Consider the following 15,473-nt stretch of genomic DNA (forward strand, 5'->3'; position numbering starts at 1 on the left):
CAGAGTGGCTTGCCGTCAGTACATCGCCTTCTTGCTGAGGCAGGCAAATGTGGCATCATAGAAACGATGGGTTGCTGCGTTTTTCTCTGCGTTATTTCGTGCTTTATTGCCCCTCTATTCGGGCTACAGGCGACGGATCGGGATGAGCACACTTTTCGGGCAGACATAGTCTGAGAGTCGTGTCGCTAAGCTCCTGTTCTAAGGAGCAAGTATTCAAACAGGAGTCGTTATGCCAATCATACACATGGAAGAGTCGGCCAATCCCTCCGTGGCTGTCGAACCCGCCCTGCGCCCGCTGCTGGCGGAACATTCTCCACAGCGACAACATCTTCTGAACTCGCTGCTCTCAGCGAATGCTATCGCCCCCATCGCTGATGCTGTGGCTGGCACCTTACGCAGCAGCGTCGATTTCTATCATGGCACAGAGGACGACCAGACCGCACTGGGCAATCATCGGCTGGGCGGCCTGCCGGATTTACCTGTTGATATCCCCTACCCTTGCGTCAGCATCACCGAAGATACCTTGCTCGCATACGAGGAGTGCTGGCAAGAAGGTGAAGACGGAAAAGATGTGTGCATTTTCCCCTGGGACGACGTCACACAGCGCTATCATGTACCGCTGGAATTTATTGCCCAGATAGACTGCCGCGCCTTAGCACCGTTACAGGACTATCTGCCGCGCGAGGGGACCCTATTCTTCTTTCTGGAATGTGGAAGTAGCCCTGTAACAACCCGAGGGAAAGTCATCTATGTGCAGGATGCCGCCCGTCTGTGCAGCGGTATGCGCTTTGCCGGCCTGGCCTTCAATGACGAGAAGACCCTCGGGCAAAAGCCCGCCTTTAAACTGCATCCAAGAACCAGCATCGCCGTACCCAGCTTTTATGCATTGCGCCAAAATCCTCACCTTGACGCCCTATTGTGCTCACATCTGAGTCAGGAACAACAGACAGCATTGCATGATGATGCGTATGACAATGCGCTGTCCCGTCTTGGCTTTGCGCAATATTACGCCTGGCAGTTGCGGCAACTGGGCGCATTCAATCTGTTACCTAATAGTAAAGCGACGGAAGAGCAACTCGTCTGGATGATCGAAAAGGAGATGCTGCCATCGGACTTTCCGCCTGATGCCCCGTTGCCTGAATATCAGGGTATTGCCCGAGTCAACGGCTGTGGTTTCAGCCAGCATGAATTGCCCGAGTTGCAGGCAGCACAACAATTGGGCGGCGAAGCGCAGGACTGGCTGGTGCTGTTTCAGGCCTGTCTGGATGGACAATTTCAGTGGGATGACGGCACGCTAAATTTCATCATCCACCGTAGCGACCTCGCAGCCCAACGCTTCGACCGCGTATTTCTGGTCTGCGACTACTGAGGGGGTATTTCATGAAAACGATCGCAAAGGCAAGGCATAGCCATTTTGCGGGCTGCAGTAAGAAAATAGATTGCACATTGCGACAATTTGTCGCAAACTAAGATCCGTAGTGCGTCGAAAGGTGACGTATCATCAAAACCATCACTAAGAGGCTGTGGTGACTACATCATGGAGTACCGAAATATGGCAACAAGCATCCGCCTGGATGATGATTTTGTTGAAGAAGTGAAAGTACATGCAGAAGCAATGAGCCGAAGCGTGCCAAAGCAAATAGAGTACTGGGCTAAAATTGGCCGTATTGCTGAGGATAACCCTGAATTACCTTTTTCCTTCATCAACGAAATTCTGCTGGCGAAATCAGAAATCGACAATGGAAGAATGACAAAGTATGTGCGCAGAAGAGACCGGGAAAAATCTTGAGGTATATCAGTCACGCCGTTTTGAGAAGAAATTTGCCACTCTGACAGAACAAGAACAGAAAACCGTCGATGAACAGATTGAACTTATCATTGACGAACCTGAGATGGGTGAGCGCAAAAAGGGTGATCTAAATTATCTTTGGGTACATAAATTTTATATGAGTAACCAGCAATATCTCCTGAGTTATCGCTGGGTTGACGCTAAACTCGAAATATATTTATTGAACCTCGGCTCACATGAAAATGTCTATGATGATCAAAAGCGTCACAGAAAAGCTGACCTGAAGCTAATTAAATAACCAATATCAGCCGTTCCTTTTATCTTAAGCGGTTTTATTATTCAGGAAACAGCTAAGTAGAGTCCGACGACAACCCAAAGCGGGTCGATAGCAGTGATTGTCGCCAATGCGGCATGGTACAGGTTTACACGCTGGTACCGATCTGTGTGAAGACATCTTGCAGGGTTGCGGCCTCATAAGTTGGCGCAATATCCGAATCGTTGGCAGCCCCACTGGCATTGAACCAACAGCTGTCGATGCCGTACAGGTTTGCACCCAGAATATCGGCATCAAGTCTGTCGCCCACGATGATCGCCTCGGCTTTTTTGAACGAGCTGAACTTGCTGGCTGAGAATTCAAAGAAGCGCGCATCCGGCTTAGCGAAGCCGCAAGCTTCAGAGGTAGCAACAAACGTGAGCCAGTCCGCCAACCCCGAGTTCGCCACCCGCTGCGCCTGCACATACTCAATGCCGTTGGTAATAATGCCAACTTCACCGATCTCGGCAAGCGCTTCGCATAGCTGAACCGCGCCATCCACCAGCACGACGGTCTCAGGCAGGCACTCCAGATAGAGGCTGCTCGCCTTGTGAGGATCGATATCAATGCCATGAAGGGAGAAGGTGCGACGGAATCGTTCGAATTTCAGTACATCTTTGGCGATCTCCCCCTTTTCGAACGCGCTCCATAGCTGAGAGTTTTCTCGCTGATAGTCCGCAAACAGGGTCGTATTTTCAATATCGACGCCAAGATCCTTCAGCGTACGCGCAAACGAAAGACGCTCAGAGGCTTTGAAATCCAACAGCGTGTCGTCAAGGTCAAACAGAAAATGGCGGTATTTCATAAATGTTGGTTACTCAGAATTAAATAATCGTTTTGTCGGAAACGAATAGTGCAGTTGGGGCTACCATCTCGGTGCGCGATTAACGGCACACGGCATTTGGCTATCTTATCGTGGATGATATCATCCTTATACAATCAGGTAACATAATGACTCCTGACGGTCATCATGCTGCTTATACACATGCAGGTGCGCAATACGCGGTTGGTAGGCAATATTGAGAATACTTTTTTTAATCTTTTTATTACGTACTTGAAAGCATCGACCATTCGGCATCCAGACATTTTTGGGCTTAAGGATTTTTCGCCGACAGAGCTGCTTTCTCAAGGGTACGAATTAGTCGGCGATCCGAAAGACTTTCATTGTTATGAGAAGGACTATGTTGTTGGTTACCATAATAAAAAACTTAGTGTTGTTTTTAAACGCTATTTTTATCTCGATGAGAATGCCGGAAGCGGTCTTTCCATAGGAAGAGGAGCGAGCCTTATTTCTCTTTTGAAATGCTATAAGGCCGTTTGTTTAGCAGATGGGATGGCAATAGGCGGTTTGTTCCGCATTAAGCCGACTTGCCGAGCCGCCATTTTCAGGTTTGAGTTTACGCTGGTTGACGTAATCGTTGATGTGCTGATTTACCGTCGTTTCGTGCAGACGTAGAGCTTGAGCAATCATCGCAGAAGTCCAACCTTCTGAAGCAAGAAGGACGGCTTTAATGCGGTCACGAACACGACCGTCACGAGTATTGTCATGAAGGTGCTCAAGTTCGGCTTTCTGTTCGTCGGTAATAAATATCTTCATAGCGGATGAGCATGATCTCCTTAGTGCGTAAAATCAAGCATCTTCAATGATCACGGGTATATCACCAAACAAGGAAGCGACGCCGCGTACTAACGGTATCGTTGCACAACGGAAAAACGAATAGATTTTAGGCACGACAGGGAAATTGATGGTACAAGAAAAAAGAGAGATGAAAAGATTGGAGCGGGAAACGAGACTCGAACTCGCGACCCCGACCTTGGCAAGGTCGTGCTCTACCAACTGAGCTATTCCCGCATATCGGACAGACATTAACAGGCGTTACGTCTGATTACTGCGCACTGATTGTATGGTGACAAACAGTGATAAAACGTGGAGCGGGAAACGAGACTCGAACTCGCGACCCCGACCTTGGCAAGGTCGTGCTCTACCAACTGAGCTATTCCCGCCCGGGAAATCTTCACACGATGTTGAAGTTCTTTAATTGAAATTCTTCATCGTTATGGGGTGCGCATTATACGAGAAATCCGTTTAACCGCAAGCCCCAAAAAATGAAAAATTGTCTGACTGCTGATAAAAAAAACAATGTGTTGATAAAACAGACTCTCGCTGACAAAACAAACGTTGTTGCGTAGAGTTGTGGCGTAAATAGCAGCAATTCGCTGCACATCACGCCCTACCCATCTTGCTTCATCTACAACCGCAGAAAATTCTCACGGTAATAAGCCAGTTCCGCCAGGGATTCTCGAATGTCGTCCATCGCCTGATGCGTGCCCTGCTTCTTAAAGCCTGTCAGAACTTCCGGCTTCCAGCGTCGCGCCAGCTCTTTGAGCGTGCTGACATCCAGATAGCGGTAGTGAAAGTAAGCTTCCAACTCCGGCATATAGCGGAACAGGAAGCGGCGATCCTGCCCAATGCTATTGCCACAGATCGGTGATTTACCCGCTGGCACCCATTTTTGTAGAAACGCCAGCGTTTCCAGCTCGGCGGCACGTTCATCCGTGGTGCTGGCTTTGACGCGATCCGTCAGGCCGCTGGCGCCGTGTGTACGCACATTCCAATCATCCATCAGCGCTAATTGGCTATCCGGCTGGTGCACCGCCAGTACCGGCCCTTCAGCCAACACGTTCAGATTAGCATCCGTCACCAGCGTTGCGATCTCAATGATACGATCGCGATCCGGGTTCAGGCCGGTCATTTCGAGATCGATCCAGATCAGATTATTTTCATCTACCATCGTGGGTGTTCCTGTTGCGTGGGTGTTACTGTTGCCTTGTGCCCTGTCATCGATACAAGGATAACAGTATCCGCCCCAGTGCTGATACCGACAAGGTGGTATCAGTTAATTAAAGTAAAAATCCACCTCTTCAAGAGGTGGCTTTAAGTGGGGCCCCCTAGAAGGGGGCCTTGTCCGTTTTAATCCTGCAATAATTCCATTTGCTGTTCGTACTCTTGGTCTTTCTTATCCTGATACCTCACGTAACGTCTGATAATTTCTTCGTTCACTCCCACCGTGTCCGCAAAGTATCCTCTAGCCCAAAAGTGATTGCCCCACAGTTTCTTTCTTATATGCGGGAATTTATTGTAGAGACGAATTGCCGTGCGCCCTTTCAGGACGCCCATTAGCGTTGAAATTGAGAGTTTCGGTGGAACCATCACTACAAGATGAACATGGTCTGGTTGAACATTTAGTTCCAATATCTCGCAATCTTTCATATTGCAAAGTATGTAAATCGAACGGTAAAGCTCTTTCCCTACTGTGCCCGTTAAAATCTTGTAGCGATATTTTGGGGTCCAAACCAAGTGGTATTTGCAACGCCAAAACACATGTGCTGAACTTCTATAACTGCTCATGTCAGTGATTTCCTTCTTACTTGTGGTGAGTAAGCTGGAATTTTCTGGCATGGGCTTCCTTCAGGCTATAGCCTCACAGGGACAATCACCACCTCCTGAGGAGGTGGTTTAAGGCTGACAATCAAATAGGGTGTATTATACACCCTAAATAATTCGAGTTGCAGGAAGGCGGCGACGTAGTAAATCCTCAGGAGCTTACACCAGTAAGTGACTGAGGTGAACGAAGGAGCCAACGTACATGCAGCTTGAAGTATGACGGGTGGGGCGATAACGCGCTGCCGCGAACGATAAATCTTATTAAGTGAGGCTCAGTGAGCAAAAAGAAACTGTCGAAAGGTCAGCAGCGTCGGGTTAGCGCAAACCATCAGCGTCGCCTGAAAAAAACGGAAAGCAAAGTCGAATGGGAAGATAGCCAACTGGGCGATGCGCAGGAAGGCATTATCATCAGCCGATTCGGTATGCACGCCGATGTCGAAGCCACCGATGGCGTGGTGCACCGCTGCAACATTCGTCGGACCATTTCATCGCTGGTGACTGGCGACCGCGTCGTCTGGCGCCCCGGCCATGAATCACTCGCTGGCATCAGCGGGATCGTGGAAGCCGTTCACCCCCGTCATTCCGTCCTGACACGTCCTGACTATTACGATGGCATTAAGCCGATCGCCGCCAATATCGATCAGATCGTGATCGTCTCCGCGATCTTGCCTGAACTGTCGCTGAACATTATCGATCGCTATCTGGTCGCCTGCGAAACGCTGGAGATCGAACCGCTGATCGTACTGAACAAAATTGATCTGCTGGATGACGAATCCCGCCAATTTGTTGATAAATTGATGGATATCTACCGCGCGCTCAACTATCGCGTGCTGATGGTGTCCAGCCACACTCAACAAGGTATCCCTGAGCTGGAACAGGCGCTCACCGACCGTATTAGTATTTTCGCCGGACAATCAGGCGTAGGGAAATCCAGCCTGCTTAACGCGCTGCTCGCACTGGATGAAGAACGGATTCTGGTGAATGAGGTTTCCGATACCTCAGGATTGGGACAGCACACAACCACCGCCTCCCGACTTTACCATTTCCCGCACGGCGGCGACGTCATCGACTCACCGGGCGTGCGCGAATTTGGTCTGTGGCATCTGGAACCCGAACAGGTTACGCGTGGTTTCATCGAGCTACGCAAATACATCGGTTCGTGTAAGTTCCGCGACTGTAAACATGAAAACGATCCGGGCTGCGCAATTAACGCCGCACTGGAGCGCGGAGAGATTGCCGTAGAGCGCTATGATAACTATCACCGTATTCTGGAAAGCATGGCACAAGTAAAAACGCGTAAAGGCTTTTCAGATACAGATAACTGACATTTATCATGACCATCGTTACAATGCGCCCCCTTTGAGAGTTAACGAATTCGCTGACTCTCTTTCTGGGCTACCGCTGACAACGTCAGATGTGTTTCCCAGACAGCTTATTTTATGGCGCACTATTAATCCAAGAGGCTCACCGTGCTGGATAATATCAAAATCAAATTACAGTATTGGCTTCCCAAGATCTGGCTGACCCGCTTAGCTGGCTGGGGAGCCAATAAGCGTGCGGGAAAACTCACCAAGCTGGTGATCGATCTGTTTGTCCGCCAATACAATGTCAACATGCAGGAAGCGCAGCAGCCGGATACCGCATCCTATCGCACGTTTAACGAGTTTTTCGTTCGCCCTCTGCGTCCGGGCATTCGCCCTGTCGATCCCCATGCGCACCGTCTGGTGCAGCCTGCTGACGGCGTACTGTCGCAATTTGGCCCCATTACCGACGGCAAGCTGATTCAGGCGAAGAAGCACGACTACACGCTGGAAGCGCTGCTGGCCGGTAACTATATAATGGCCGATTTGTTCCGCGACGGTCTGTTTGCCACCATTTATCTTTCACCGCGTGATTATCACCGCCTCCACATGCCATGTGACGGCGTGCTGCGCGAGATGATTTATGTGCCGGGCGATCTGTTCTCCGTCAATCTGCTGACGGCCGATAACGTGCCGAATCTGTTTGCGCGTAACGAACGCGTCATTTGCCTGTTCGATACTGAATTCGGGCCATTGGCACAAATTCTGGTCGGTGCGACCATTGTCGGCAGCATCGAAACCGTGTGGTCCGGTGTGGTGACGCCACCACGTGAAGGCATCATCAAGCGTTGGACTTACCCGCAGGCGGGTGAAGAAGGTGCCGTCGTACTGGCGAAAGGCGAGGAAATGGGCCGCTTCAAGCTGGGTTCAACGGTGATTAACCTGTTTGCCGCAGGCAACAATCTCCAGTTTGCCGCTCATCTAAACCCCCTGAGCGTGACCCGTGTGGGTGAACCGTTTGCCGAAGTCCGTCAGGATGAACCAACGCCTGTCATCTTCCCGGAAGGAACCGAACTGGCAGCAAACGACGCCGCACCGTCGCCTGTCGTTGCAACGCCTGAGCCTGCTCAGGCTCAGGCTCAGGCTCAGGCTCAGGGACAAAATACTGCGATTGACGCGTCCGGCCAGACGGGCCACAAGCCCGACGCGCCGTAAATAGCGTCCGGCTTTAGTCGCTTGTAAGCGTGTTGTTTGTAATAAAGGGTAGCTAACGTGCGTCTGATTCTGACTTTTCTTCTGGGATGTTTATTATCAACTGCCACGTTGGCTGCCACCGCGCCCAATGAGGCGCAGCTACGCCAGCAGCTACAGCAGGCGGAGGCCAATAAAGGTGCAGCCGATCAGGCAAAAGTCGTTGAGGAATATCAGGCTGCGCTGAACACCCTACAGGATCGTAAAGAGGCGCTGGAACGCGCCACACAATATCAGCGCGTTATTGATGATTTCCCCAAGCTGGTTCAGGAACTCCGTCGCCAGCTTAATGCCGAAGACAGCAAACCTTCGTCGATTCCCGAGGGACTCTCCAGCAACGATCTTGAACAGCAACTGCTGCAAACAAGCAGCCAACTGCTGGAACAGGCCCGCCAACTCCAACAGGAACAGGATCGACTGCGTGAAATCGGCGATTCGCTCAGTCAACTTCCGCAGCAGCAAACCGAAGCCAGCCGTATGCAAAGCGATGCGGAACGCCGCATTCAGTCTCTCGGTACGCCCGCTACGCCGCTGGGGCAAGCGCAGCTCGTCGCGCTTCAGGCGGAATCCGCGCTACGCAAAAGCCGGGTGGACGAACTGGAGCTGGCACAGCTGTCAGCCAGCAATCGTCAGGAGCTATCCCGGCTGCGCGTCGAGCTGTATAAAAAGCGCCACGACAGGCTGGATCTGCTGCAACAGGATTTACGCAGCAGGCTCAATAACCTACGCCAGCGCGAAGCCGAGCAGGCATTAGAGCGCACAGAGCTTCTCGCGGAACAAAGTGGTGATTTGCCCAGCGTCATCAGCAAACAGTTACAGGTAAACCGCGAGCTCTCCGTCGCGCTGAACCAACAGGCGCAACGGATGGATCTGATCGCCTCTCAACAGCGTCAGGCTGCCACGCACACCATTCAGGTTCGTCAGGCGCTGAGTACCATCCGCGAGCAGGCACAGTGGCTCGGCGTTTCACCGATATTGGGAGAAACGCTACGGGCGCAAATCGCGCGTCTGCCGGAAATGCCCAAACCTCAGTTGCTGGATAGCGACATGGCGCAGTTGCGCGTACAGCGGCTGCACTTTGAAGACCTGATCAACAAACCGCAGGATCTTGATAATGCCAAGCAGGATAACGGCGATCCGCTGACCAGCGCACAACAGCGGATTCTGACCGACCAAATGCGTACCCAGCGCGACCTGCTGACTTCACTGATCTCCGGCTGTGACTCACAGATACTGGAACTGACCAAGCTCAAAGTCGCCAATAACCAGCTGGCGGATGCGCTAACCGAAACACGGGAAGCGGCCCACCGCGATCTGTTCTGGGTGGCGGATGTCGATCCTGTGACGTTCGCCTATCCGCTCAAACTGGTGCAGGATCTGACGCGTCTGCTGTCTCTGGATACGCTGACGCAGTTGGGTAGCGCGCTGGTGATGATGGTCACCAGTCAGGAAACCGTGCTGCCGCTGCTGGGCGCGCTGCTGCTGGTGGGCTTCAGTATCAGCTCCCGCCGCCACTATCATGCGTTTATGGAGCGCGCCAGCAGTCGCGTCGGTAAAGTCACGCTAGATCACTTTATGCTGACACTGCGTACCGTGTTCTGGTCCATCCTTACTGCCCTGCCGCTGCCGGTGCTCTGGGCCGCGCTGGGCTACGGGCTGCAAAACGCCTGGCCTTATCCGATTGCCGTCGCCATCGGCGACAGCGTGACCGCCACCGTGCCGTTGATGTGGCTGGTGATGATCAGCGCCTCATTCGCGCACCCGCAGGGGCTGTTTATTGTCCACTTTCGCTGGTCGCCGGAACGCGTCGCCAGAGCGATGCGCTACTATCGCCTTTCCATCGCCTTTATCGTGCCGCTGATTATGGCGCTGATTACGTTCGATAAGCTCAACGATCGCGAGTTTTCCAGCACGCTGGGGCGGCTCTGTTTCATCCTGCTCTGTATGGCGTTGAGTCTAGTTACGACCGGGTTAAAACGCGCCGGTATCCCGCTGTATCTGGATAAAGAAGGTTCTGGGGAAAACTCCGTTAACCGTGCGATGTGGAACATCCTGATCGCCATGCCGCTCATTGCAGCCTTAGCCTCCTGCATCGGCTATCTGGCAACCGCGCAGGCGCTGCTGGCACGCCTGGAAACCTCCGTCTCTATCTGGTTCTTCCTGTTGGTGGTCTACCACATTATTCGCCGTTGGATGCTGATTCAGCGACGCCGTATCGCCTTTGACCGTGCCAAACAGCGACGTTCGGAAATTCTGGCGCAGCGTGCCAAAGGTGAAGAAGACGCGCCGTCTGCGTCGTCCCATGAAAGCAGTTCGGAAGCGGTGGAAGAGCCTGTCGTCGATCTGGACGCCATCAGCGCCAAATCCCTGCAACTGGTGCGATCCATCCTAACGCTGATCGCGCTGGTTTCCGTTATCGCGCTGTGGTCGGAAATTCATTCAGCCTTCGCCTTCCTGGAAAATATCAGCCTGTGGGATGTTTCCAGCACGGTCAAAGGCGTGGAGAGCGTTCAGGCGATTACGCTGGGATCGGTGCTGATCGCCATTCTGATCTTTATTATTACCGCACAACTGGTGCGTAACCTGCCTGCGCTGCTAGAGCTGGCGATCCTACAGCACCTGGATCTGTCGCCGGGCAGCGGCTATGCCATTACCACCATCAGCAAATATATTTTGATGCTGATCGGCTGTCTGATGGGGTTCTCGCTGATCGGGATCGAATGGTCGAAGCTGCAATGGCTGGTGGCCGCACTAGGTGTGGGACTCGGGTTCGGCTTGCAGGAGATCTTCGCCAACTTCATCTCTGGCCTGATCATCCTGTTTGAGAAACCGATCCGTATCGGCGATACCGTTACGATCCGCGATCTCACCGGTAGCGTCATGCGTATTAATACCCGCGCCACCACCATTTCCGACTGGGACCGCAAAGAAATCATCGTGCCAAACAAGGCATTTATTACCGAGCAGTTTATCAACTGGTCGCTGTCGGATTCCGTCACACGTGTCGTGCTGACGGTGCCTGCCCCAGCGGACGCAAACAGCCAGGAAGTCACGGAACTGCTTATGGATGCGGTGAAGCGCTGTTCGTTGATTCTGGATACGCCAGAGCCAGAAGCCTTTCTGGTTGACCTGCAACAGGGGATTCAGATTTTCGAGCTGCGCGTGTTCGCCGCCGAAATGGGGCACCGTATGCCGCTGCGCCATGAGTTGCATCAGTTGATTCTGGAAAACTATCGCAAGCACAATCTGGATCTCCCTTTCCCACCGTTCCAGGTGAGAATGGACAATCTGTCGCGCAGTGGAAGAACGCTGACGCCACGGCAGCGGACGCCAGGCAGCTTATAAGAAGGGCAAATGGGCGGCAGCCAGATATGGCTCCGCCCTGGATCAGATGGGTTACGCGCGTTCTACAGAGAACGCAATCACGTCACTCAACTTCTCGGCATTTAGCGCCAGCATGATCAAACGATCCACGCCTAACGCAACACCTGCACACTCCGGCAGACCGTGTTTCAACGCCGCCAGCAGATTTTCATCAATCGGCTGCTGTGGCAAATCACGTGCGGCACGCTTACGGTTGTCCTGCTCAAAGCGCTGACGCTGCTCATCGGCGTCGGTCAATTCACGGAAGCCGTTCGCCAGCTCGATCCCCTTGAAATAGACCTCAAAACGCTCGGCGACGCGATGATCTTCCGAGCTGATCTCAGCCAACGAAGCCTGAGTGGCCGGGAAATGGTAGACAAACGCCGGTTTGTCGCGCCCGATGTGCGGCTCCACGCCAAAGGTAAACAGCATCTGTACCAGCGAATCGCGATCGTCTTCACGGCAAGCGATATCACCCAATCCGATTTTTTCTGCCGCTTCGCGCAGCTGCGCTTTGTCGACAGACAACGGGTCGATTTCCAGATGGCGTAGAAATGCCTGCTGATACGAGAGCATCTCCGCGCTTTCACAATCCAGTACCTGCTGCAACAGATCATCGACCTCATTCATCAGGCGGTACATATCATAGTGAGGGCGATACCATTCCAGCATGGTGAATTCAGGGTTGTGGTGTCGGCCTGACTCTTCATTGCGGAAACTTCGGCACAGCTGAAAGATCGGTCCGCTGCCAGCAGCCAGCAGACGTTTCATGTGGTATTCCGGGCTGGTCATCAAATACAGCGTCATGCCATCCGCAGCGCCGGGGCCAACGAAACGGGTCTGGAACGGGTATAAGAAAATATCCGTTACCGTAGCCTGGCTCATCGCAGGCGTTTCGACCTCCAGTACACCACGATCGGTGAAGAAGCGCCGGATAGCGGCAATGATCGACGCCCGTTTCAACAAATTAGCGACAGAAGCACTAGGTTGCCAACTTGTCGTCTCGCTCATGGTTCTTACTCCAAAGTCAAACAGGGCGTGCAGTCTACCCGCCTCAGCCCAAATTTCCAGCGGAAAAAAGCCTGACGCGCTTTTCAGCAAGGTATGCTCTACCCTTTAAGAGGGTGCGCTCAGGATAGCAGCCGTAAATTATCTCCAGTGGATCATTTTCTTATATCCCCTTCAAAAGGGTTATTAAAGAAATAAAAGCATCATTTCCACCTAAATAAGTCTTTCGATCACGTTTTTATCAATAAATACGAGATTCGCTGAAAAAACGACAAAATACGGGATCACATCAAATTTCATCTACCTATAATTCGGTATAATTATTCCCACACAAAAATTATAGGTTTATCTATTCTTTATACCTCTATCACATAATTTTCAGCGGGTTTGATATTAAGCTCGGATATAAATACAGAAATGAATAGATATTATTTTTTTATTTTAACTTAATTAACTTAAGTAACTGGAGGAATGCATTGCAAACCTTTAATGCCGATTTGGCCATTATCGGGGCCGGAGGTGCTGGCCTACGAGCGGCAATTGCTGCCGCAGAAGCCAACCCTCAACTGAAAATTGCGCTGATCTCAAAAGTCTACCCAATGCGTAGCCATACCGTGGCGGCAGAAGGTGGGTCAGCAGCAGTGACTCAGGAACACGATAGTTTCGATTATCACTTCAACGACACCGTCTCCGGTGGCGACTGGCTGTGTGAACAAGACGTGGTTGAGCACTTCGTCAAACACTGCCCGGAAGAGATGATTCAACTGGAACAGTGGGGCTGCCCCTGGAGCCGTAAACCGGATGGTTCTGTCAACGTTCGCCGCTTTGGCGGGATGAAGATCGAACGCACCTGGTTTGCCGCCGATAAGACCGGCTTCCACATGCTGCACACGCTGTTCCAAACGTCCCTTAAATATCCACAAATCCAACGTTTTGACGAGCACTTTGTCCTCGACGTTCTGGTCGATGACGGCCAGGCGCGCGGTCTTGTTGCCATCAATATGATGGAAGGTTCGCTGGTTCAGATCCGCGCGAATGCCGTGGTACTGGCAACAGGCGGCGCAGGTCGCGTGTACCGGTACAACACCAACGGCGGCATCGTCACCGGCGACGGCATGGGCATGGCGTTCCGCCACGGCGTCCCGCTGCGTGATATGGAATTCGTTCAGTATCACCCGACCGGTCTGCCCGGTTCCGGTATCCTGATGACTGAAGGCTGTCGCGGCGAAGGCGGCATCATGGTCAACAAAGACGGCTACCGTTACCTGCAAGACTACGGCATGGGCCCGGAAACGCCGCTCGGCCAGCCGAAAAACAAATACATGGAGCTGGGGCCACGCGATAAAGTCTCGCAGGCGTTCTGGCACGAATGGCGCGCAGGCCGCACCGTCTCAACCCCGTTGGGCGACGTGGTTTACCTCGACTTGCGCCACCTCGGCGAGAAGAAGCTTCTGGAACGCTTGCCGTTCATCTGCGAACTGGCAAAAGCCTATGTTGGCGTCGATCCGGTGAAAGAGCCAATTCCTATTCGTCCTACTGCGCACTACACCATGGGCGGTATTGAAACCGATCAAAACTGCGAAACCCGCATCAAGGGTCTTTTCGCCGTCGGCGAATGTTCCTCTGTTGGCTTGCACGGCGCGAACCGTCTGGGCTCCAACTCGCTGGCCGAACTGGTGGTCTTCGGGCGCGTTGCGGGTGAACATGCCGTACAGCGCGCACAGGCGGCAGCACCCGCCAACGGTGCGGCGCTGGATGCACAAACGCGTGACATCGAACAGCGCCTGCACGACCTGATGAATCAAGAAGGCACCGAAAGCTGGGCGAAAATCCGCGACGAAATGGGCATGTCGATGGAAGAAGGCTGTGGTATTTACCGCACCACCGATCTGATGCAGAAAACCGTCGATAAGATTGCTGAGCTGAAAGAGCGCTTCAAACGCGTGAAAATCACCGACCGCTCCAGCGTGTTCAACACCGACCTGCTGTACACCGTTGAGCTGGGTCACAGCCTGGATGTTGCGGAATGTATGGCGCACTCGGCGTTCAACCGTAAAGAGTCTCGCGGCGCGCACCAGCGTCTGGATGAAGGTTGCACCGAGCGTGATGACGTTAACTTCCTGAAGCATACGCTGGCGTTCTATAACCCGGAAGGCGCACCACGTCTGGAGTACAGCGATGTGAAGATTACCAAACTTCCACCGGCCAAACGCGTATACGGTGCAGAAGGTGATGCGCAGGAAGGCAGCAAGAAGGAGCAGGCGAATGGCTGAGACGATCAAAACCCTGAAAATGGAAGTCATGCGCTATAACCCTGAACAGGACAATGAACCCTATTTTGAAACGTTCGATGTCCCGTACAACACGCAGACTTCCCTGCTGGATGCGTTGGGTTATATCAAAGATAACCTAGCGCCGGACCTCTCCTATCGCTGGTCCTGCCGTATGGCGATCTGTGGCTCCTGCGGCATGATGGTGAATAACGTCCCTAAATTGGCCTGTAAAACGTTCCTGCGTGACTACACGAAGGGTATGAAGGTCGAAGCGCTGGGCAACTTCCCCATCGAGCGCGATTTAGTGGTCGATATGACCCACTTCATCGAGAGTCTGGAAGCCATCAAGCCGTATATCATCGGCAACGATCGTAAACCAACTGATGGCCCGAACAAGCAGACTCCGGCGCAAATGGCGAAGTATCACCAATTCTCCGGCTGTATTAACTGTGGTTTGTGCTACGCGGCATGCCCGCAGTTTGGCCTGAACCCTGAGTTCATCGGCCCGGCGGCGATTACGCTGGCGCACCGTTATAACCTGGACAACCGCGATCGCGGCAAGAAAGAACGTATGCCGCAGTTGAACGGTAATAACGGCGTGTGGAGCTGTACGTTTGTGGGCTACTGCTCAGAAGTGTGTCCGAAGCATGTCGACCCAGCCGCGGCTATCCAGCAAGGCAAAGTCGAAAGCGCGAAAGACTTCATGATCGCCATGCTGAAACCACAATAA

The 15,473-nt window shown here is 52.6% G+C and carries 13 protein-coding genes, 2 tRNA genes and 1 pseudogene; 9 read left to right on the forward strand and 7 right to left on the reverse strand.

The features are described 5' to 3' along the window. Nucleotides 1-229: 229 nt before the first annotated feature. The 3 genes from NAL19_RS18685 (at nucleotide 230) to NAL19_RS18695 (ending at nucleotide 2,087) form a co-directional block, all read left to right on the forward strand. Nucleotides 230-1,369 carry a YwqG family protein gene (locus NAL19_RS18685; RefSeq protein ID WP_263058134.1) on the forward strand — a complete coding sequence of 380 codons (1,140 nt, stop codon included), beginning with the start codon at nucleotides 230-232 and terminating at the stop codon, nucleotides 1,367-1,369. 183 nt (nucleotides 1,370-1,552) lie between these two features. Further along, nucleotides 1,553-1,789 carry a TA system antitoxin ParD family protein gene (locus NAL19_RS18690; protein ID WP_039317656.1) on the forward strand — a complete coding sequence of 79 codons (237 nt, stop codon included), beginning with the start codon at nucleotides 1,553-1,555 and terminating at the stop codon, nucleotides 1,787-1,789. Then, a complete protein-coding gene (locus NAL19_RS18695; RefSeq protein WP_225085897.1) occupies nucleotides 1,758-2,087 on the forward strand; it encodes a type II toxin-antitoxin system RelE/ParE family toxin in 330 nt (109 codons plus the stop codon). Before NAL19_RS18690 ends, NAL19_RS18695 begins: the two co-directional genes overlap by 32 nt. A 124-nt stretch (nucleotides 2,088-2,211) precedes the next feature. On the opposite strand, the gene NAL19_RS18700 is transcribed toward NAL19_RS18695, so the two are convergent. Beyond that, nucleotides 2,212-2,907, reverse strand: coding sequence for a YjjG family noncanonical pyrimidine nucleotidase (locus NAL19_RS18700; RefSeq protein WP_263058135.1), 696 nt, complete (start codon nucleotides 2,905-2,907; stop codon nucleotides 2,212-2,214). 165 nt (nucleotides 2,908-3,072) lie between these two features. Here NAL19_RS18700 and NAL19_RS18705 point away from each other — a divergent pair, with 165 nt between their 5' ends. Beyond that, on the forward strand, nucleotides 3,073-3,558 hold the full coding sequence (locus NAL19_RS18705) for a hypothetical protein (RefSeq protein WP_263059774.1): 486 nt from the start codon (nucleotides 3,073-3,075) through the stop codon (nucleotides 3,556-3,558). Here NAL19_RS18705 and NAL19_RS18710 read toward each other — a convergent pair. The 5 genes and pseudogenes from NAL19_RS18710 to tnpA all read right to left on the reverse strand — a co-directional run. After that, a pseudogene (locus tag NAL19_RS18710) lies at nucleotides 3,442-3,699 on the reverse strand (helix-turn-helix domain-containing protein); the annotation flags it as partial. The gene NAL19_RS18705 and the pseudogene NAL19_RS18710 overlap by 117 nt on opposite strands. 179 nt (nucleotides 3,700-3,878) lie before the next feature. Beyond that, nucleotides 3,879-3,954, reverse strand: a tRNA-Gly gene (locus NAL19_RS18715). A gap of 76 nt (nucleotides 3,955-4,030) precedes the next feature. Beyond that, nucleotides 4,031-4,106, reverse strand: a tRNA-Gly gene (locus NAL19_RS18720). Nucleotides 4,107-4,351: 245 nt separating this feature from the next. Beyond that, on the reverse strand, nucleotides 4,352-4,894 hold the full coding sequence (gene orn / locus NAL19_RS18725; RefSeq protein WP_225085954.1) for an oligoribonuclease: 543 nt from the start codon (nucleotides 4,892-4,894) through the stop codon (nucleotides 4,352-4,354). 179 nt (nucleotides 4,895-5,073) lie between these two features. After that, nucleotides 5,074-5,511, reverse strand: coding sequence for an IS200/IS605 family transposase (tnpA, locus tag NAL19_RS18730; RefSeq protein WP_263059751.1), 438 nt, complete (start codon nucleotides 5,509-5,511; stop codon nucleotides 5,074-5,076). A gap of 311 nt (nucleotides 5,512-5,822) precedes the next feature. On the opposite strand from tnpA, the gene rsgA reads away from it, so the two are divergent. From rsgA to mscM, 3 genes are all read left to right on the forward strand, one after another. Next, nucleotides 5,823-6,872: a small ribosomal subunit biogenesis GTPase RsgA gene (rsgA, locus tag NAL19_RS18735; RefSeq protein WP_225085955.1), complete on the forward strand. Its 1,050-nt coding sequence runs from the start codon at nucleotides 5,823-5,825 to the stop codon at nucleotides 6,870-6,872. A 144-nt stretch (nucleotides 6,873-7,016) separates the two neighbouring features. Beyond that, nucleotides 7,017-8,063, forward strand: coding sequence for an archaetidylserine decarboxylase (gene asd / locus NAL19_RS18740; protein ID WP_263058136.1), 1,047 nt, complete (start codon nucleotides 7,017-7,019; stop codon nucleotides 8,061-8,063). A 57-nt stretch (nucleotides 8,064-8,120) separates the two neighbouring features. Next, a complete protein-coding gene (mscM, locus tag NAL19_RS18745) occupies nucleotides 8,121-11,444 on the forward strand; it encodes a miniconductance mechanosensitive channel MscM (protein ID WP_225085957.1) in 3,324 nt (1,107 codons plus the stop codon). Between the two features lie 51 nt (nucleotides 11,445-11,495). Here the strand turns inward: mscM and epmA are convergent, their stop codons facing one another. After that, on the reverse strand, nucleotides 11,496-12,473 hold the full coding sequence (gene epmA / locus NAL19_RS18750; protein WP_263058137.1) for an elongation factor P--(R)-beta-lysine ligase: 978 nt from the start codon (nucleotides 12,471-12,473) through the stop codon (nucleotides 11,496-11,498). A gap of 473 nt (nucleotides 12,474-12,946) precedes the next feature. Between epmA and frdA the strand changes: the two genes are divergently transcribed. Continuing rightward, nucleotides 12,947-14,743, forward strand: coding sequence for a fumarate reductase (quinol) flavoprotein subunit (frdA, locus tag NAL19_RS18755; protein ID WP_263058138.1), 1,797 nt, complete (start codon nucleotides 12,947-12,949; stop codon nucleotides 14,741-14,743). Next, nucleotides 14,736-15,473 carry a succinate dehydrogenase/fumarate reductase iron-sulfur subunit gene (locus NAL19_RS18760; protein ID WP_263058139.1) on the forward strand — a complete coding sequence of 246 codons (738 nt, stop codon included), beginning with the start codon at nucleotides 14,736-14,738 and terminating at the stop codon, nucleotides 15,471-15,473. Before frdA ends, NAL19_RS18760 begins: the two co-directional genes overlap by 8 nt.

Source organism: Pectobacterium sp. F1-1, assembly GCF_025643735.1.
Classification (GTDB): domain Bacteria; phylum Pseudomonadota; class Gammaproteobacteria; order Enterobacterales; family Enterobacteriaceae; genus Pectobacterium; species Pectobacterium colocasium.

Excerpts from the sequence above, each read along its gene's own strand:
- tnpA (WP_263059751.1), bottom strand. The coding sequence starts at position 5,511 with ATGAGCAGTTATAGAAGTTCAGCACATGTGTTTTGGCGTTGCAAATAC.
- NAL19_RS18760 (WP_263058139.1), top strand. The coding sequence starts at position 14,736 with ATGGCTGAGACGATCAAAACCCTGAAAATGGAAGTCATGCGCTATAAC.
- NAL19_RS18705 (WP_263059774.1), top strand. The coding sequence starts at position 3,073 with ATGCTGCTTATACACATGCAGGTGCGCAATACGCGGTTGGTAGGCAAT.
- NAL19_RS18700 (WP_263058135.1), bottom strand. The coding sequence starts at position 2,907 with ATGAAATACCGCCATTTTCTGTTTGACCTTGACGACACGCTGTTGGAT.
- NAL19_RS18685 (WP_263058134.1), top strand. The coding sequence starts at position 230 with ATGCCAATCATACACATGGAAGAGTCGGCCAATCCCTCCGTGGCTGTC.
- NAL19_RS18695 (WP_225085897.1), top strand. The coding sequence starts at position 1,758 with ATGTGCGCAGAAGAGACCGGGAAAAATCTTGAGGTATATCAGTCACGC.
- orn (WP_225085954.1), bottom strand. The coding sequence starts at position 4,894 with ATGGTAGATGAAAATAATCTGATCTGGATCGATCTCGAAATGACCGGC.
- epmA (WP_263058137.1), bottom strand. The coding sequence starts at position 12,473 with ATGAGCGAGACGACAAGTTGGCAACCTAGTGCTTCTGTCGCTAATTTG.
- NAL19_RS18690 (WP_039317656.1), top strand. The coding sequence starts at position 1,553 with ATGGCAACAAGCATCCGCCTGGATGATGATTTTGTTGAAGAAGTGAAA.